The following is a 17,103-nucleotide window of genomic DNA, read 5'->3' on the forward strand; positions in this document are numbered from 1 at the left end:
CTAGTCACCTTTTTGCAGGATAAAGAAAAAATCCTGTCCCTGTTTTTCTCGAGTGGCCAATTGATGGCTGCTTAGCTCGGTATAGCGGGCAAAATCCTCCCAGGAACCCGGATCGCTGGCAAGGACAGCAAGACGTTCACCTGTTTTTAGGCGGTTAAGAGCCTGCTTGGCCTTGAGAAGGGGCAGGGGGCAACGCAAGCCTCGGGCGTCCAGATACTGGTCATAGCCCTGAGTTGCGTTATTATCTTCAGGTGAACTTGGGGAATCCATGCTGCTTTGCCTTGTCTTAGTCTGCAAATCTATTTGCCTTGCTGTTGCACAGGAACGTCTATGTCTTTTTTGTCTGCCTTCAGACCTGCTCGTGTCGCCCTCTTTGCCTGGAAACCGGGGCTGCTGGGTCTGCTTCTGGGCCTGGCTCTGATAAGCCCGAGTATATCAGCTCAGCAGCAGGAGCTGCCCACCCTGGGTCTGGGTAGTAGCTACAGCATCAGCCTGCATCAGGAGGCTGCCCTGGGACAGGCCTGGTTGCGGCGTTTCCGGGCGCAGACAGAGATCTACTATGACCCGCTTTTACAAAATTATCTCGAAGGTCTGGTGACTCGCCTGGCCAGTTATCATACCGGTTTGGATGAAATTGAACAGGATCTTGTGGTGGTTGACCAGCCACAACTCAATGCCTTTGCCGTACCCGGCGGGATTCTTGGTGTGCATACCGGACTCTTTGCATTTGCCAGCCATGAAGATGAGCTGGCTTCGGTGTTGGCCCACGAGCTGGCGCATTTGAGCCAACGCCATTATGCCCGGCGGGTCGAGGCCTCCCAGGGTGCTCAATGGTCCACTCTGGCCGGTTTGCTCGCGGGTATTCTGGTAGCCAGTCAAGGGCATGCCGATGCCGGTATGGCGGCAATAGCCGGAACCCAGGCTGCCGCCATTCAGGAGCAGCTGGCCTGGAGCCGCACCTATGAACATGAATCCGATCGTCTGGGGATGGAAACCCTGGCCGCAGCCGGCTTTTCTCCTGAAGCCATGCCCAGCATGTTCGAGGAGATGCAGAAACTGACCAGCCTGAATGGTCGCCCTCCCGAATTCCTGATGACTCACCCGCTGACCGCCAGTCGCATTGCCGATGCCTGGGCACGGGCCGATCAGTTGAACTCCTCCCAGCCAAGAATCAAGGGGCGGGACTACGAACTGCTGCGGGTGAGGATTCTTTTTCATCAGGCCAGCTCACCGGCAACGGCTTACCGGCGTTTTATGCAGGAGCAGGCCTCTCCGGCTGCAGCGCGCTATGCCGCGATTCTCAAGGTTCAGGCCGAGGGTCAGTCGCAACAGGCCCAGCAAGAAATCACCGCCTGGGCTGCCGAGCATCCCCAGTGGCTGCTGGCTCAGGTGATCCAGGCAGAAATTTTGCTGCAGGAAGAAGAGCTGCAAGCGGCAGTGACGGCCTTGAAGGCTATTCTGGCTTTTTCACCCGAATACTATCCGGCCCTTTATCTTCTGGCCCAGGCTCACACCCAAGCTGAAGACTGGCAGGCAGCCCAAGAGGTTTGGCAGGATTTGACCCGGCGACGCCCGGAAGATCCCCGGGTTTGGTACCAGTTGGCCGAAGTGGCCGGACAAGCCGGTCACAGTATACAGGTCCACCAGGCCAGAGCCGAGTATCTGCAGCTGACCGGGCGTTTTCGCCAAGCCAGGTCACAACTCGAGCTGGCTTTGGAAAAGGCCAGAGAGCAGCAGGCTCCCTGGCAGCGTCAGGAAGTCATTCGTCAGCGGCAGCGTGAACTTCAGGCGCTACAGGAGCGCCTGGATGTTTAATGAGCGACGGCCTAGTGGTCGAGTTCCTCTACTGCTTCGAGTACTTCCTGAACGTGTCCGGGTACCTTGACCTTGCGCCACTCCTTGGCCAGCTTGCCTTCCTCGTCGATCAGGAAGGTGCTGCGCTCGATGCCATAGTGTTCCTTGCCGTAAAGCTTTTTCAGCTTGATGACATCAAATAGGCGACAGAGCTCTTCTTCCTTGTCACTGATCAGCTGAAAAGGGAAGTCCTGTTTGGCCCGAAAGTTTTCATGGCTGCGCAGGCCGTCGCGGGAAACACCGTAGATGACGGTATTTGCAGCCTGGAACTGCGGGTAAAGATCACGGAAATCCTTGCCTTCATTGGTACAACCAGGTGTGCTGTCCTTGGGGTAAAAATAGATGACCACCTTCTTGCCGCGCAGCTGGGATAAGGTGACTTCTTCTTCGCTGGTGGCCTGGGCCGTGAAATCTGGTACTGGATCACCGGGTTGAAAGCTCATGTATAACTCCTTGCTCAAGGGTATCTAAGAAGTTGCAGCCAGCCATGCAATAGCAGCAAAAGGGGCTGGTGACCGGCCTGGATACAGGCAATAAGCAACTATAGCACAAGGAATTTTTGACCAGGGCGTCAAAAAAAATCGTTAACTTGCAACGCAATGCTTGAGCCTAAAGCCCTGAAAGGCAACAATACGCTTCTATAGCGATGCATTAACCTGTTTTATTGGAGACGCAGCATGATTAAAGGCAGCATGGTTGCCCTGGTAACCCCCATGACCCTGTCCGGTGATGTTGATTGGGAAGCACTGGACCGTCTGATCGATTTTCACCTGGAACAGGGAACCGATGGCATCGTGGCTGCAGGCACAACCGGTGAGCCCTCTACCCTGTCTTTCGCCGAACACTTTGACGTGATTCGCCGCGTGGTGGAGAAGGTGGAAGGTCGTATTCCTGTAATTGCCGGTACAGGTGCCAATGCCACTGCTGAAGCCATAGAGCTCACGCGTTATGCCAGCAAGGTGGGTGCTGACTACTGCCTGTCCGCTACTCCCTATTACAACAAGCCGACCCAGGAAGGTCTCTTCCAGCATTACAAGGCCATTGCCGAGGCCAGTGAATTGCCCGTCATCCTTTATAATGTGCCCGGGCGTACTGCTGTGGATATGCACAATGAGACGGTTTTGCGCCTGGCTGAAATCGACAAGATTGTCGCCCTCAAGGATGCCACGGGCGATCTGGAAAGAGCCAAGGTATTGATTGATAGCCTCCAGGGCAGTGATTTCAAGCTCTTCTCCGGTGATGATGCCACCGCCTGCGACTTTATTCTCATGGGGGGGCAGGGTGATATCTCGGTCACTGCCAATGTCGCACCCAAGCAGATGCACGAGATGTGCATGGCGGCCCTGAAGGGCGATGAAAGCCTGGCTCATCAGATCAATACCCGCTTGTTGCCCCTGCACACGGGTCTTTTTGTGGAATCCAACCCGATTCCTGCCAAGTGGGCGCTGTATGAAATGGGAATGATCGAGCGAGGCATCCGTCTGCCCCTGACTCCCTTGTCAGAAAAATACCGCACGACCCTGCACGAAGCCCTGGAACTGGCAGGAGTACTCGGCTAATGACTTCTCTACCGGCTTCAGTACCAGCTCTTCTGCTGACCGGTCTGGTCCTGGCCGGTTGTTCCACTGGTGATTTTCGCGATCGCTCCGAGGACTATCACCGTGCCGAAGCGGCTGACTACCCTTTGCCAGAGGATTATGACCAGCAGGATGCCCTGCCTGTCCCTGAGGCCGAAGGCCGGGCCAGTGGTCAGGAAGCGGTGCCCCGGCCTCAGCCTCTGGCGGTCAGTGATGCGCAAGAGGAGGTGGTCACTCTGCGTACCGATTCCGACTCCGCCTGGTTACTGGTTCAGGAAGCGCCGGCCAGTGTCTGGCCGACACTGCAGCAGCTTCTCGAAGATCTGGATCTGAGTGTGGTGAGCAGTGATCCGCGCAGCGGTGAAATTATCTGGAGTGAAGGTCAGAACCTGCCTCCTCAGGAACTGGCATTGCGCCAGGGCATCCGCCGCGGTAGTTCGGAAATTCGGGTGCGTTCCCTGGATGACGGCGAAAAGCTGGCTTTCAGTGAATATGATCGCACCCGGCTTTTGACCCTGAAAAACGAACTGGAAGTTCGCCTGGGTCAGTCCGGGCAAGGCGTTTCCCAACAGGCTCAGGCGCTTCAGGGGGATGAAGCGGTTCGTCTTGTTGATCGTGATGCGCGCAAGGTTCTGGTTCTGCGCCTGGATTATGATCGGGCCTGGAGTGAACTCAGCTATCTGCTGGAAAAAGAGTTTGATGAAGACGTCCGCAAGCTGAAGGACCTTAACCGCGATGAAGGACGTTTTTATATCCGTTTCGTGCCTCGTGAAGAGCGCGAGCAGGGCTTCTTTGCCAGTCTTTTTGGTGCCGGACCCGGCCCTGAAGAACACCATTACCAGCTGTATCTGGAAGAGTACGCCAGCGAGCTGGATCTGGTCTTGCAAACAGAGCCCGGACAGGCCGCCCCTGCAGCAGTGGAAGAGGAAGTCCTTCGCTGGATTGAGCAACAACTGCGCTAATGAAGGCAGGTTTGCGTTTTGCCTCTCTGGGGAGTGGCAGTAAGGGTAATGCCACCCTGGTGGAAAGCGGTTCCACCCGGGTGCTGATTGACTGTGGTTTTTCCCTGAAGGAAACCAAGCGACGTCTTGAACAGCAGGGAGTTGCTCCCGAGACGCTAACAGCGGTACTGGTAACCCATGAGCATGCTGACCATATCAACGGGGTCGGAGCCCTCTGCCGCCGCTATCAACTGCCTCTCTATACCACGCCGGGCACACGTTTATCCGGACGCCTGGGCAATCAGCTGCCGGATTGGCGTGCCATCCATCCTGAACATCCCTTCGCTGTGGGCGATCTGGAAATTTGGCCGGTGACCGTGCCTCATGATGCGCGTGAACCGGTGCAATTTATTCTCGGAGACGGGGCTCGGCGTTTGGGGGTGCTGACGGATCTGGGGTCGATCACTCCGCATATTTTGCGCCATTACCGGCGCTGTCAGGCGTTGGTGCTGGAAGCCAACCATGATCCCCAGATGCTGGCCCAGGGCCCTTATCCACCATCTTTGAAAAGAAGAGTTGGCGGGGATTACGGTCATTTGAGCAACCAGCAGGCGGGTGATCTGCTTAGCCAACTGGAGATTAACCACTTGACCCACCTTGTCGCCTCCCACCTTAGTGAGCAGAACAACTGCCCTCAATTGGCTGTGGAGACCCTGGCTGCCAGTTTGAATGCTTCCAGTGACTGGATCTGTCTGGCTGATCAGGAGGCCGGTTTTTCCTGGCGGGAAGTGAGTAGCTGGAACTAGATTTTAGATGCAAAGCTGCGTGACTTTTGAAGCCAGCCTGCTATCCTTGTCGGCAATTTCAATCCCGAAAGTTTTTACCTGAAGACCCCCCGGAGAAGCAAGTGGAAAAGCGTGAAGAACTCTATTCAGGCAAAGCCAAATCTGTTTTTAAAACAGAGGATCCTGATCTTTTGATTCTGGAATTCCGTGATGATACCAGCGCCTTTGATGGCAAGAAAAAAGAGCAGCTGGAGCGCAAGGGCCGGGTCAATAATATCTTCAATGCCTTTATCATGGAAAAGCTGAAGGCAGCGGGCATCCCCACCCATTTTGAAAAGCGCTTGAATGATCGTGAATCCCTGGTCAAATGCATGCAGATGCTGCCTGTGGAGTGTGTGGTGCGTAATATCAGCGCCGGTAGTCTCTGTAAGCGTCTGGGTGTGGAGGAAGGGCAAACCCTGAATCCGCCGACCTATGAGCTTTTCCTCAAAAACGATGAGCAGGGAGATCCCATGATCAATGAATCCCTGGCTGTTACCTTTGGTTGGGCTACAGATGAACAGCTGCAAAGCATGAAAGAACTCACCTACCAGGTGAACGCAGTGCTTCAGCGTTTGTTTGCCGAAGCCGGACTTCTGCTGGTGGACTACAAGCTCGAGTTTGGTGTTTTCAAGGGGCAAATTACCCTGGGCGATGAGTTCTCACCGGATGGCTGCCGTCTCTGGGATGCCGAAACCCGTGAGAAGCTAGATAAGGATCGTTTCCGTCAGGGCTTGGGCGGTGTTGTCGAAGCCTATGAAGAAGTGGGCCGGCGTCTGGGTATTCAATTCGACTGATTTTTCCTGCTAGTCACCTGGACACCTGAGGCTTCAGGCCTGGGTGTTCAGGCATCCCCCCTATTCATCAATCCCTGTGTTTGCTTAAACTTGGTTGTTTACTCTAGGCGAAGTTTTTAGCTAGAAAGCAAACGCTTGTTTTCTACTGCTTTCCTGCTCGTCACTTCGTGCTAGTATTAGGACACCGCTGGATGCGGTCTTCTATCAATTAGCAAGAGTCGACAGAACACATGTACAGGAAACTTCTGACCTCACTGATGCTGGGTAGCCTGGTTGGCCTGACGGGCTGCCAAAGCCTGCCCAAACCCGAAGCCTTGACCCCCGAGCAAACCGCTCGTGGCGAGCTAACCTCCGCTAGTCAACTCAACTACAAGGATGGCAGCCGCTATGCCCTCTATAGTGTGAGTCTGCAAGAGGATCAGGCTTTCAAGGCGGAAATTAGCGGCAATCTGGAAGCGACTCTGAGCGTTTTTAATGACTGCCAGGATTTGCTGATCTCCGGTGGTTCCCCCTTGTATTTTCGTAGCGAAGAAGCTGGCAACTACCAGTTGGCCGTAAATGGTCTTTCTGATGCCAGCTATGGCCCCTATACCCTTAAACTGACCGAAGTGGAAATCAGTAACCGGACTCATCTGAGCGGTGAAGAATCCCTGACCGGCTGGCTGGGCCAGGATAACCTGACCACCTACACGCTCAGTATCGAGGAAGCAGGCGTCTACGAAATGGCTGTCAGCTCCAGTAGTTTTGATACGATTCTGGAAGTGCGTGGACCAGGTGGCCATTTCCAGGATGATGATAGCGGCAATTCCACCAACTCGCGTTTGAGTCGTCCGCTGGAGCCGGGTGAATACCATCTGGCCGTGAGTGGTTACGATGAGGGTTCGACCGGTCTGTTCGAACTGATCATCAATAAGCTGGAAGTGGACTTGTCTTCCCAGGAAAGCCTGGAGATTCCCGGTACCCTGAATGGTTGGCTGCCCAGTGGGGGAACCCAGACTTATCAGGTTAGCATCGATGAAGCCGGTATTTACCAGTTCAATCTGACTTCGCTGGATTTTGATACCGTCCTGGAAGTACGCAGCAATACCTATTTTATGCAGGACGATGATGGCGGTGATGACACCAACTCGCGCCTGGGAGATCATTTGCAGGCGGGTGAATATGTGGTGGCTGTTTCTGCCTATGGCGATGCTTCCGGCAGCTTTACCCTGAATGCTGAAAGACTCAATATCGAAGTGGATAACGTCAGTGAACTGACAGCTCCAGCAGAAGTGAATGCCTGGATGGGGGCGGACCCTGATGTTTATACCCTGACCATCGAAGAAGCAGGCCAGTATCTGCTGGAAATGCGTTCTTCCATGCTGGATTCCGTTTTGAGGGTGGAAGGCCCCAATGGTGTCAGCCAGGAAAACGATGATGGGGGTAGCCAGCGCAATTCCCGCATGCAGGTTTACCTGGATGCAGGCGAGTATACGCTGACTGCCCGCAGCTACGATTCCAGCTCCGGTGCTTACCAACTTCTGGTCCAGCCCCAGTAATCAGCCTCGCTAGCTGTCCGGGGCGGTTTTGCTGCCCCGGTTCTCCAGTCGCCTAGAGGGCGATCACCTGCAGGTGCTGCTCGTTCAGGTAGCGGAACTTGACGTTGTGGCCAGCAAGGCGGACCCCGTAGTCGCGCTCAGGATCGATTTTCTGATAGGCCGGTCGGGGGTTCTGTTGCAGGACTTCCCGGATCAGCTGGCGCAGATAATCACCCTGGGAATCTTCCCGAAGCTTTTCTTCAGCCTGGTTGGAGAAGCTGACTTCGACATCTTCCGGTGCGGCGGGAGCCCAATCCGCCCTGGCTGCAGGCACTGCATCCACCCAGGGTAAATAGGGCTTGATATCCACAACCGGTGTTCCCTCCACCAGATCGATACCGGAAAGCTCCAGAGTCACCCCCTGACGGGTATCGATGCTTTCCAGCCGGACCACGGACAGTCCCAGTCCATTGGGTCGAAAGGTAGAGCGGCTGGCAAAGACCCCTATCTTTTTATTACCACCCAGTCGGGGAGGTCTAACCTTGGGTTTCCAGCCTTGTTCCAGGTTTTGGTGAAAAAGAAAGGTTAGCCAGAGATGGCTGAAAGCCTCCAGGCCATCAACCATCGCGGCTTGATTGTAGGGCGCAAGCAGCTTCAGAGAAGCGCGTGCTGAAGGAGCAAGTCCAGGCTGGCGGGGTATGGCAAATTTTTCCTGATAACAGGAAGCCAGGTAACCCAGGGGTTCTAGTTCCCACTTCATGCCGAATCGCTTCTCAGGGAAATGATCGGCCAACCCTGATTTTCGGCATAGCTGCGCAGCTCTGCATCGGGATCGACGGCTACCGGATGATCCACTTTTTTCAGCAGAGGCAGGTCATTGTGGGAGTCGCTGTAGAAGTAGCTGCCACCCAGAGTCATCTGCTGCTGGTTGAGCCAGTCGTTAAGACAGGTGATCTTGCCTTCACGAAAGCTGGGTGTACCCGTTACCCGGCCGGTATAGGCACCGTCTAGCATTTCCGGTTCCACGGCTATCAGTTCTTCCACCCCCAGAAGGTCTGCGATAGGCTGGGTGATGAAACGATTGGTGGCGGTGATGATGACCAGCTTATCCCCGGCCTGTTGATGCCTGGCCAGGAGGTCGCGGCCCTGGGGTAGTACCAGGGGAGCAATTCTTTCCTGAATAAATTCTTCACGCCAGGCATGCAGTTCCTTTAAGGGATAAAGGGTTAGAGGGCGCAGGGAAAAACTCAGGTATTCGTGGATGTCCAGAGTGCCTTCCTGGTAGGCGCGGTAGTAGTAATCATTGGCCTGGCGATATTCTTCGGCGTCCACCAGACCCTTGTCGACCAGAAAATCGCCCCAGGCGTGGTCACTGTCACCGGCAAGCAGGGTATTATCAAGGTCAAACAAGGCTAGACTCATTAGTAGCTCCAAAAATGGCTGGGGAATTCAGATTTTTTTACATTTTACCTCAGGGATAAATTGAATACTTTTCAATCTTTGTGGAACAATAGGTTGAAAACTTTTGTTGAGGGCGCAGCGTGATAGATGAGGATGGGTATCGCCCTAATGTTGGTATAATCATTGCGAACAATGATGGTCAACTACTCTGGGCAAGGCGTTTTGGTCAGGACGCTTGGCAATTTCCCCAGGGTGGTATCAAGTTTCGGGAAACTCCCGAAGAAGCCTTGTACCGGGAATTAAAAGAAGAAATCGGACTGACCCGGGATCAGGTTGAGCTTTTGGGCTCGACCCGGGGCTGGTTGCGTTATCGCCTGCCCAAACGCATGATCCGCAGGCATAGCCGCCCCTTATGTATTGGTCAGAAACAAAAATGGTACCTGTTACGAATCCGTTGTGAGGACTCGCAGATCTGCTTTGATTGTTCTCCCAAGCCGGAATTCGATAGCTGGAGTTGGGTCAGCTACTGGTATCCCCTGGGCCAGGTTGTGGCTTTCAAGAGGGATGTCTATCGCCGGGCCTTGCTGGAATTGGCACCTCGCCTGCACAGGATGCTGCGCGAAACCTAAATCAGATTGACGTCGTGAAGACGCAGTCCTGGGGGATATATGCTGGACATTTTGCGAAAAATTGTGCAGGAAGTAAGCAGCGCACGAAATCTGGACACCGCCTTGTCCATCATCGTGCGTCGCGTTCGCAAAGCCATGAATACCGATGTCTGCTCTGTCTATCTGCTTGACAGCAAGCAGGGTCGCTACGTGCTGATGAATACCCTGGGGTTGAATGCAGCAGCCATCGGTCATGCCAGTCTGGCTCCCTCCGAGGGTCTGGTCGGCTATGTTGGCCAGCGTGAAGAACCGCTTAACCTGGAAGATGCGCCTTCGCATTCCCGTTACCGCTACCTGCCGGAAACCGGCGAAGAAAAATACCATAGCTTTCTGGGGGTTCCCATTATCCACCAGCGCCATGCGTTGGGTGTATTGGTGGTCCAGCAGAAGGTCAAGCGCAAGTTTGATGAAGGCGAAGAAGCCTTTCTGGTTACCATTGCAGCCCAGCTGGCGGCTGTTTTGGCTCATGCCCAGGCCAGTGGCAGCCTGCAGATCAACCCCGCCGGACACAAGGAAATGGCCTATTTTACCGGCCTGCCTGCAGCACCGGGTGTGGCCATTGGCCAGGCGGTGGTTATTATGCCCCCGGCGGATCTGGACAGTGTGCCGGAAAAAGAATGCGCTTCCATTGAAGAGGAAAAAGAGTTTTTCCGCACCGCTCTTAAGGCGGTAAGAGATGATATTCGTTCAGTGGGGCAAAAACTGGCCAATCGTGTCAGTGCCCAGGAGCAGGCACTTTTTGATGCCTATTTGCAGATGCTGGATGAAGAGTCTCTGGGTGCGGAAGTCTTTCGTCAGATTGAAGAGGGACACTGGGCCCAGGGAGCCCTGGCCTATGTCGTCAAGCGCCATGTCAAATACCTGGAGAAAGTCGAGGACTCCTACCTGAGAGAAAGGGCGGCCGATATCCGTGATATGGGGCGGCGAGTGCTTTCTTATCTTCAAGCTGGCGGTGAAATTGCCCGTGAGTATCCTGACAATACCCTGCTGGTTGGTGAAGAGTTATCACCTGCACTCTTGGGAGAAGTGCCGCGAGAAAAGCTGGCCGGTCTGATTGCCGTCAAGGGTTCCAGTAACTCCCATCTGGCTATTCTGGCCAGGGCCATGGGTATTCCCACCGTGATGGGGTTGACCGATCTACCCTATGCCCGCCTGGATGGCCAGCAGTTGATTCTGGATGGCTATCGGGGCCAGGTGGTAACCAATGCCGAGGAGCGTCTGCGTCGCCAGTACGAACTCTTTATCGAGGAAGAAAAAGCCCTGACCGAAGCTCTGGAGGCCGAGGCAGGACTGCCTTGTGTCACCCAGGATGGTCATCAGGTACCCCTGATGTTGAATACAGGGCTGGCTGCCGATCATGTCCGCGCTCTGGCCTATGGTGCTGAAGGGGTGGGTCTTTACCGTACCGAAGTTCAGTTCATGATGGCCGAACGCTTCCCCAGCGAGCAGGAACAGGTGGCGCTTTACCAGCAGCAGCTATCAGCCTTTGCCCCGCGTGAAGTGACCATGCGCACCCTGGATATTGGCGGTGACAAGCCGCTGCCCTATTTCCCGATCACGGAAGATAACCCCTGCCTGGGCTGGCGCGGGATACGTTTTAGCCTGGATCATCCCGAGGTTTTCCTGAGCCAGGTCAGAGCCATGCTCAGAGCCAGTGTGGGTCTGGATAATCTGCGTATTCTCCTGCCCATGATTTCTTCGGTACGCGAGGTCGAGGAAGCCAGGGCGCTGATTCGCCGGGCCTGGGTAGAACTCAAGCAAGGTGAAGGCCTGCCGGTGAAAAAACCCAGCGTCGGGGCCATGATCGAGGTTCCGGCTGCTCTCTTTCAGATTCAGGCATTGGCTGAGCGGGTTGATTATCTCTCCGTAGGCAGTAATGACCTGACCCAGTACCTGCTGGCTGTGGATCGGGACAATCCCAAGGTGGCCGGACTTTATAGTGGTTATCATCCGGCCGTTCTCAATGCCCTGGCCAAAATTGCCAGTGATTCCCATGCTGCACGCCTGCCCGTCAGTCTTTGTGGTGAGTTGGCCGGGGACCCGGCCGGTTCTATTCTGCTGCTGGGCATGGGCTATCAGAGCCTGTCCATGAACCTGGCCAGCTTGCCTCGCGTTAAGGCGGCCATCCGCCGGGTACGTGTGGAAGACGCCCGTGACCTGCTGGAAAAAGTCCTGGGTTGTGCCAGCACCGATCAGGTGGTGGGCCACCTGGGTGTTTTCATGAATGATCTGGGGCTGGGCTGGTTGGCCGGGCCCAAAACCCAGCCGCCAAGTCACTGATTCTGACGGGCCAGTTGCCTTTCGCGGGTAAACTGGTCCAGGTGATAGAGGTCTTCCCGCCACTGCAGTTGACCCTGGGCATCCGTCCAGGCTGTCCAGTACATCAAATAGACTGCGACTCTGGGCCTGACCTGGAGGTAGCGTTCTTCACCTTCTGCATAGATGCTTGCCACTGTCTCGGGCGTCCAGGTCTCGCTGGGTGCCAGGAGCACACTTACCAGTCCTCGTGCATCTTCCAGGCGAACACAACCGGAGCTGATGGTTCTGGGAGTCTGCTGAAAAAGCTGCTGGTAGGGGGTGTCGTGCAGGTAAATGGCTTTCTGATTGGAAAGGCGGAATTTGGCCCGGCCCAGTTGGTTGTGATTGCCCGCTTTCTGGACCAGCCGGTAGGAAGGATTGGCTGGTGTGAAGGCATCCTCGGGTAGCTCCTCCAGATTTACATAGTGGGCGGGCGTATGCCAGCCCTCCACCAGGGCATAGTCGCGGGAGGCCAGGTAGCCGGGATTATTGCGTGCCCGTGGGAGGATGCTTTCCTGGGCAATACGAGGGGGGACATTCCAGATGGGATTTAGTACCAGAGAAGTCAGCCACTGACTCATGATCGGCGTACGCTGACCGGAACGACCGGCGATTACGCGCATCGCTAGACGGGTTTGGCCGTTCTCACGGAACTCCAGCTGCTGGTCGGCCAGATTGATCATCAGGTGACGAGCGTTCAATTGCGGGGGAAGGTGATACAAACGCCGCAGGTTGTGAGCCAGCCGCCGCATTCTTTCCCGAGGGGGAATGTTTAACCGGTGGCGGGTGGCTTCATCCACGCGGCCGTGATCCGGTAGTTGGTGACGGCGCTGAAAACGCTTGAGCGCGGTTTGCAGGCGTTCATCCAATTGAGGCTCCTGGCTGTCGGCAACAAACAACCAGGGAGTTGCGGTGTCCAGATCACCAAGCCTGGACAGTTGCAAGGCTAGTTGAGCTACCTGGGGGTGGTGGTCACCGGGAAAGAGACTGGTTTCCAGATGCGGCCAGTCACCGGCTCTATCGGCTTCCTGGAGACGGGCAAAAGCAGCCCGCCAGGGTTGGTAGAGTTCTTCCAGAGGGCGGGTTTCGCGGATTCTTGCCTGGGCCCAGGCCTGGGGTGTCAGGGTTTGGAGTTCTGCCAGCCAGCGGGGAAAAACTTGCTGCAGAGTGCGTTGGATGACTTCATCGGGCCAGTCCTCCCAGGTTTCATTGGCATTGATAATGCCGTGATCGCCGGTTTCATCGGTTTGGGTCCAATAGCGGCTGAGTAGGTCCTCCTGATAACGCAGGAAGAGATCGCTGATGACCAGGTCGCGGGAATGACGATGACGAGCCGGTGCCTGCAGAAGCGGGCTTTGCAACAAGTCGGCCAGCTTGCGGTAAGTCTGCAGGCGGGGATGCTCTTCCAGGGCCAGCCAGGGCTGCAGGTCCTGAAGGAGAAGGCGCGCAGCAGGTGTGGGGCGGCCTTCCTGGTTGAGCCAGAAATAGCCAAAGCCAGCCTGACGATAAAGTAGCCCCAGCAGCTGAGGGTGGGCCAGTTGGATTTCCGGATGCAGGCGTTCCCCCGTGTTTTCTACCCAGCGATTCAAAGTGGCATTGCTGGCGGGGAGATCCCGGCCGGTAGAAGGAGACAGGCTGGCACAGGCAGGAAAAGCCAGGAAAACCCAGGCGAGCAGCAGGAGCCGAAAAAGTGAGTGAGGTGGCCAAGGGCACTCAGGCCAGGGGCCAAACCAGCTTTTTTTCCTCTTTAAGACAGGCATCGGCATCAAAGCTTCTTTCCCAGAGAGTCATGCTAGGTTCGTGATCCTGCCACAGGAGAGTGGAGGCACGCGTGCCATAGTTTTCTCCCTGAATAAAAATGGGCGACAGGAAGCGTTCCAGTTCCAGTCCCACACCCGTTTGCGGCAGGTCTTCATCAGGGGCTGGAGAAGAATCGCCCAGTTTAGCAAAAAGATTCTCTTTGCGTGGATTTTTATCCTGGCACCAGGCGGTAAAAGAGCGACCCAGTTTTTCCGTCTTGGGCCAGGGAGTATTGAGTCGGGCATTGCTGAGCAGGTGAATGCCGGGTTCCAGTTGGTGGGCCTTGTCACCACTGCGATTGTTCAGGTACCAGGCCTGATCGCGATTGCCCCAGAGTAGATTAAAACCGGCATAGTCAGCCGCTCTTTCCTCAAGCCTTGCAGCCAGTGTTTCCAGAGGCTGACGTACGGCTTGAACCACCAGGTCGCCACGGCTGAGTCCACCTGCCGGTGGTTGAGCACCGGGTTCGCGGATATTGGTCAGGGCGGCCCAGCGGCCTTCGCGCGTAGCCACCAGCCAGCTACCACCGGCTTCCAGGTCTCTGCCTCCGGCAATTTCCGGATAATCGGACCAGAAGGCAGCGGCCCGGGCGGGTCGCTGATGAAATTCATCACGGTTGGCTGCCAGCAGCAGGGGGTAGTCGGGGTGGTGTTTCCAGGCAAGGGCAAGCAGACACATGAGAGATCCAGTAATTTGCTCAGGGGGCTGTTATACTCAGCTTTTTTGACGTCAAGATTCAAGGAAAAGTTCGTGTCTGCCCAGCCGAAGTCCCGGTCAGAACTGAAAAACTGGATAGACTCCAACCTCTGGTGGGGAATTATTCTGCCCGTGGGGCTGTTGGTCGCGATCCTCTTTGTCGTTCTGGTGATCCTGATCAACCTGAGTAATCGTACCAGCCAGGATCTTTTCGAGCGCCAGGCAGAAGCTCAGGTACTGGAAGTCGGCAGCCTTCTCGCCAACCAGCTGGAACAGGAGCTAAGGGCCATTGAGCAATTGGGGCAGCTACTGGCCCATCAGGTGGCTCTGAAGCTACAGGATGACCGCCCACCTCAAGCGGGGGAGCTGTCCCAGGTCCACAAGGGCGAACAGGGAATCCTCTACTCCGCCGATGAAGATGAAGCGGCCCTCTATTTTTCCGCCCGCCAGGACCGTAGCCTGGAGAAGGATGCTCAACGTCTGGTGCAGTTTTTGCGTCTCTCTCCGTTGTTCAAGGATATCCAGGCCAGTCATGAGTTGATCACCCAGGTGTATCTCAATACTCCCACGACTGAAACCCTTATCTACCCCTGGGTCGATGTGCAAGAGCAGTTTGCTCCGGATCTGGATGTTCGTGATTTCCCCTTTTTCTATCTGGCTGACCTGACGCATAACCCCAGTAGAGAGCCAGTCTGGATTGATGCCTATTTTGATCCGGCCGGACAGGGCTGGACGTTGAGTCTGGTTGTTCCCGTGGTCATTGATGGTCAGCTGCAGGCCGTAGTGGGTGTCGATCTAACCCTGGATAGTCTGGTTTCCCGCATGCTGGAACTGGAAATTCCCTGGAAAGGCTATGCCATGCTGATGGGCCGTGAAGGCGAACTGCTGGCCTATCCTGTTGAAGGCGAAAAACACTGGGGAGTCAGTCTTCGCGACCGTGAAACCAGTGCTAATGAAGACAAGTTGAACCTTCTTCTACGCAAGGATTTACGTGCGGAACTGGATCCTCTGCGCCAGGATGCCTCCGGGCTTTTGCAACTCAAGTTGCAAGATGAAGATATCCTGCTGAGCTGGTCGAGCCTGGAAACCACCGGGTGGAAACTGCTTTTGGTCGCGCCACGCGATGCCATTTTTTCTGCCCGCCAGCAATTGCTGGAGGATTACCAGCTGTTGTTCTGGTTGGGCACTTCCAGTCTGCTCTTGGGTAGCAGCTTCTTTATCTTTCTTTCCCGGCGCCGGGACCAGCGTCTCTGGCATCGACTGCTGCAGGAGGACGATCCTGACAGCCAGAATTCACTGACACAGGAGGGGGCTTCGGTAGAAACGGGCCATCTCTTCCAGCTTCTTCCCGGCCCCATGCTGCTGGCCCGTTTTGATGCCCGGGATCAATTGCAAGCTTGTAATACTGCTTTTGAGCACTTTGCAGGTGCTAGTGAAGAGGAGTTACGCGGGCGGCCTTTGGCTCCCCTTCTGGGCTTGAGCAGCCTGCCAGGTGATTCCTGGGTTAAAGACCTGGAGCTGGAAAGCGATCAACAACAGGTTAAAAATTGGTGGACCTGCGTCAGTCGTCAGGAAGACCAGAGTGGTTTGGTAATGCTGCTGGATTTAACGCCCTACAAGCTGACCCAGCAGCAGCTGCTGAGTGAACGCCAGCGAACCCGGCAGGCGGCAAAAATGAAGGCGGAGTTTTCTCAAGTGGTCGCTCGCGAGGCCAAGAGTCTCCTCTTGGAGCTCCAGGAAGCCTCCCAGACTGTGCGTAATCAGGATAGCAGTCGCAGTTGTCGCGAGAAAATCCAGTCTCTGCTGCGTTTACTGGATGATCTGCGGGATATTTCCGAAGATACCCAGGTACAGGAAGACCTTTCTGAAGAGAAAGAAAAACTGGATTTACACCCCTGGCTGGATGAGGTTCTGGCCAGCCTGGATGGGGAGATAAACCAGGAAGGCGGGGTGCAGGTGACCTTTTCCGAAAAACTGCCGGCGCAGTTTTATACGGACCGGCGCCGCCTGACTCGCCTGGTGCGCCACCTGCTGCGTCAGAGTCTGCAGCAGGCACCGGCCCGGGATCTGACCCTGCAATTGGATTGGGTTGCCGTTTCCGGCAGCCTGAAAATGACCCTGCTGGATAAAGGAGGAGCTCTGGCGGATCAGGAAAGGATCAAGCGCTTTCAGGCATCGACACCGCTGGGGAATAACTATGAGCCAGCCGCCGGAGGTTTTACCCTGGGTCCCTTGCTGGTTCGCCAACTGGTTCAGGAACTCAAAGGCCGTATGGATATCCAGTCGCGGCCGGAAGGTGGCCTTGAGATCACTCTGGAGATTCCGGTGGAGGCCGCGGTCAAGCAGCCATCTAGACCTCGAATTCTTGTGGTGGATGATGGGCCGGTCAACTCCATGCTGGCTTCCAGTGTATTGGAAAAATCCGGTTTTGTTGTGGATGTTGCCAATACCGGCCGCAAAGCACTGGAGTTGGGGCAGCAGAAGAGCTATGCCCTGGTATTGATGGATATCTTCATGCCGGAAATGGATGGCCTGGAGGCCAGCCGGCGCTGGCGACAGTTGCCCGGTAAAAACGCTGCTATTCCCTTGATTGCACTGACGGCCAATGCCTTGGAAAGTGATCGGGAATATTTTGTAGAGCAGGGTATGGACGACTATCTAGCCAAACCCTACCGTCCGGATGAACTCAGGCGGATGGTGGATTTCTGGTTGAAACAACAAGAGGTTTGA

General features: G+C 55.5%; 15 protein-coding genes. 9 read left to right on the top strand and 6 right to left on the bottom strand.

Translation table 11 applies throughout. The features are described from left to right. The gene (locus DFK18_RS05490) at positions 1–270 is read right to left on the bottom strand and encodes a sulfurtransferase TusA family protein (protein ID WP_114417238.1); all 270 of its coding nucleotides are present in this window, start codon (positions 268–270) and stop codon (positions 1–3) included. A 60-nt stretch (positions 271–330) separates the two neighbouring features. Between DFK18_RS05490 and DFK18_RS05495 the strand changes: the two genes are divergently transcribed. Further along, the gene (locus tag DFK18_RS05495; RefSeq protein WP_114417239.1) at positions 331–1,815 is read left to right on the top strand and encodes a M48 family metalloprotease; all 1,485 of its coding nucleotides are present in this window, start codon (positions 331–333) and stop codon (positions 1,813–1,815) included. An 11-nt stretch (positions 1,816–1,826) separates the two neighbouring features. Here the strand turns inward: DFK18_RS05495 and DFK18_RS05500 are convergent, their stop codons facing one another. Beyond that, a complete protein-coding gene (locus DFK18_RS05500; RefSeq protein WP_114417240.1) occupies positions 1,827–2,297 on the bottom strand; it encodes a peroxiredoxin in 471 nt (156 codons plus the stop codon). 234 nt (positions 2,298–2,531) lie between these two features. Between DFK18_RS05500 and dapA the strand changes: the two genes are divergently transcribed. The 5 genes from dapA (at position 2,532) to DFK18_RS05525 (ending at position 7,531) form a co-directional block, all read left to right on the top strand. Next, positions 2,532–3,413, top strand: a complete 882-nt coding sequence (gene dapA / locus DFK18_RS05505) for a 4-hydroxy-tetrahydrodipicolinate synthase (RefSeq protein WP_114417241.1) — start codon at positions 2,532–2,534, stop codon at positions 3,411–3,413. Beyond that, the gene (locus DFK18_RS05510) at positions 3,413–4,393 is read left to right on the top strand and encodes an outer membrane protein assembly factor BamC (protein WP_114417242.1); all 981 of its coding nucleotides are present in this window, start codon (positions 3,413–3,415) and stop codon (positions 4,391–4,393) included. Before dapA ends, DFK18_RS05510 begins: the two co-directional genes overlap by 1 nt. Then, positions 4,393–5,178: an MBL fold metallo-hydrolase gene (locus tag DFK18_RS05515; protein WP_114417243.1), complete on the top strand. Its 786-nt coding sequence runs from the start codon at positions 4,393–4,395 to the stop codon at positions 5,176–5,178. The genes DFK18_RS05510 and DFK18_RS05515 overlap by 1 nt, the downstream gene beginning before the upstream one ends. A 101-nt stretch (positions 5,179–5,279) precedes the next feature. After that, complete coding sequence (purC, locus tag DFK18_RS05520) at positions 5,280–5,993, top strand: phosphoribosylaminoimidazolesuccinocarboxamide synthase (protein WP_114417244.1); 714 nt, start codon at positions 5,280–5,282, stop codon at positions 5,991–5,993. Positions 5,994–6,223: 230 nt separating this feature from the next. Further along, complete coding sequence (locus DFK18_RS05525; RefSeq protein ID WP_114417245.1) at positions 6,224–7,531, top strand: hypothetical protein; 1,308 nt, start codon at positions 6,224–6,226, stop codon at positions 7,529–7,531. 52 nt (positions 7,532–7,583) lie between these two features. Here the strand turns inward: DFK18_RS05525 and tsaA are convergent, their stop codons facing one another. Both tsaA and DFK18_RS05535 read right to left on the bottom strand, forming a co-directional pair. Next, a complete protein-coding gene (gene tsaA, locus DFK18_RS05530) occupies positions 7,584–8,270 on the bottom strand; it encodes a tRNA (N6-threonylcarbamoyladenosine(37)-N6)-methyltransferase TrmO (protein WP_114417246.1) in 687 nt (228 codons plus the stop codon). Then, on the bottom strand, positions 8,267–8,932 hold the full coding sequence (locus tag DFK18_RS05535) for a histidinol-phosphatase (protein ID WP_114417247.1): 666 nt from the start codon (positions 8,930–8,932) through the stop codon (positions 8,267–8,269). The genes tsaA and DFK18_RS05535 overlap by 4 nt, the downstream gene beginning before the upstream one ends. A 119-nt stretch (positions 8,933–9,051) precedes the next feature. On the opposite strand from DFK18_RS05535, the gene DFK18_RS05540 reads away from it, so the two are divergent. Further along, entirely contained in the window at positions 9,052–9,540 is a 489-nt protein-coding gene (locus tag DFK18_RS05540) for an RNA pyrophosphohydrolase (RefSeq protein ID WP_114417248.1), read from the top strand. Positions 9,541–9,579: 39 nt separating this feature from the next. Beyond that, positions 9,580–11,859 carry a phosphoenolpyruvate--protein phosphotransferase gene (gene ptsP / locus DFK18_RS05545; RefSeq protein ID WP_114417249.1) on the top strand — a complete coding sequence of 760 codons (2,280 nt, stop codon included), beginning with the start codon at positions 9,580–9,582 and terminating at the stop codon, positions 11,857–11,859. Here the strand turns inward: ptsP and DFK18_RS05550 are convergent. Next, positions 11,853–13,643 carry a L,D-transpeptidase family protein gene (locus DFK18_RS05550; RefSeq protein WP_114417250.1) on the bottom strand — a complete coding sequence of 597 codons (1,791 nt, stop codon included), beginning with the start codon at positions 13,641–13,643 and terminating at the stop codon, positions 11,853–11,855. The two genes, ptsP and DFK18_RS05550, sit on opposite strands and share 7 nt — an antisense overlap. Beyond that, entirely contained in the window at positions 13,591–14,355 is a 765-nt protein-coding gene (locus DFK18_RS05555; RefSeq protein ID WP_114417541.1) for an NRDE family protein, read from the bottom strand. Before DFK18_RS05555 ends, DFK18_RS05550 begins: the two co-directional genes overlap by 53 nt. Positions 14,356–14,427: 72 nt before the next feature. Here DFK18_RS05555 and DFK18_RS05560 point away from each other — a divergent pair, with 72 nt between their 5' ends. Further along, positions 14,428–17,103 carry a response regulator gene (locus DFK18_RS05560; RefSeq protein ID WP_162299701.1) on the top strand — a complete coding sequence of 892 codons (2,676 nt, stop codon included), beginning with the start codon at positions 14,428–14,430 and terminating at the stop codon, positions 17,101–17,103.

The sequence above is a fragment of the Marinospirillum perlucidum genome (assembly GCF_003336805.1).
GTDB classification, from domain to species: domain Bacteria; phylum Pseudomonadota; class Gammaproteobacteria; order Pseudomonadales; family Halomonadaceae; genus Marinospirillum; species Marinospirillum perlucidum.

What these genes read in the sequence shown, in the direction of transcription:
- DFK18_RS05515 (WP_114417243.1), top strand. Translation starts at nt 4,393, where the DNA reads ATGAAGGCAGGTTTGCGTTTTGCCTCTCTGGGGAGTGGCAGTAAGGGT.
- DFK18_RS05510 (WP_114417242.1), top strand. Translation starts at nt 3,413, where the DNA reads ATGACTTCTCTACCGGCTTCAGTACCAGCTCTTCTGCTGACCGGTCTG.
- dapA (WP_114417241.1), top strand. Translation starts at nt 2,532, where the DNA reads ATGATTAAAGGCAGCATGGTTGCCCTGGTAACCCCCATGACCCTGTCC.
- DFK18_RS05535 (WP_114417247.1), bottom strand. Translation starts at nt 8,932, where the DNA reads ATGAGTCTAGCCTTGTTTGACCTTGATAATACCCTGCTTGCCGGTGAC.
- DFK18_RS05500 (WP_114417240.1), bottom strand. Translation starts at nt 2,297, where the DNA reads ATGAGCTTTCAACCCGGTGATCCAGTACCAGATTTCACGGCCCAGGCC.
- tsaA (WP_114417246.1), bottom strand. Translation starts at nt 8,270, where the DNA reads ATGAAGTGGGAACTAGAACCCCTGGGTTACCTGGCTTCCTGTTATCAG.
- DFK18_RS05495 (WP_114417239.1), top strand. Translation starts at nt 331, where the DNA reads ATGTCTTTTTTGTCTGCCTTCAGACCTGCTCGTGTCGCCCTCTTTGCC.
- DFK18_RS05555 (WP_114417541.1), bottom strand. Translation starts at nt 14,355, where the DNA reads ATGTGTCTGCTTGCCCTTGCCTGGAAACACCACCCCGACTACCCCCTG.
- DFK18_RS05550 (WP_114417250.1), bottom strand. Translation starts at nt 13,643, where the DNA reads ATGCCGATGCCTGTCTTAAAGAGGAAAAAAAGCTGGTTTGGCCCCTGG.
- DFK18_RS05490 (WP_114417238.1), bottom strand. Translation starts at nt 270, where the DNA reads ATGGATTCCCCAAGTTCACCTGAAGATAATAACGCAACTCAGGGCTAT.
- DFK18_RS05525 (WP_114417245.1), top strand. Translation starts at nt 6,224, where the DNA reads ATGTACAGGAAACTTCTGACCTCACTGATGCTGGGTAGCCTGGTTGGC.
- ptsP (WP_114417249.1), top strand. Translation starts at nt 9,580, where the DNA reads ATGCTGGACATTTTGCGAAAAATTGTGCAGGAAGTAAGCAGCGCACGA.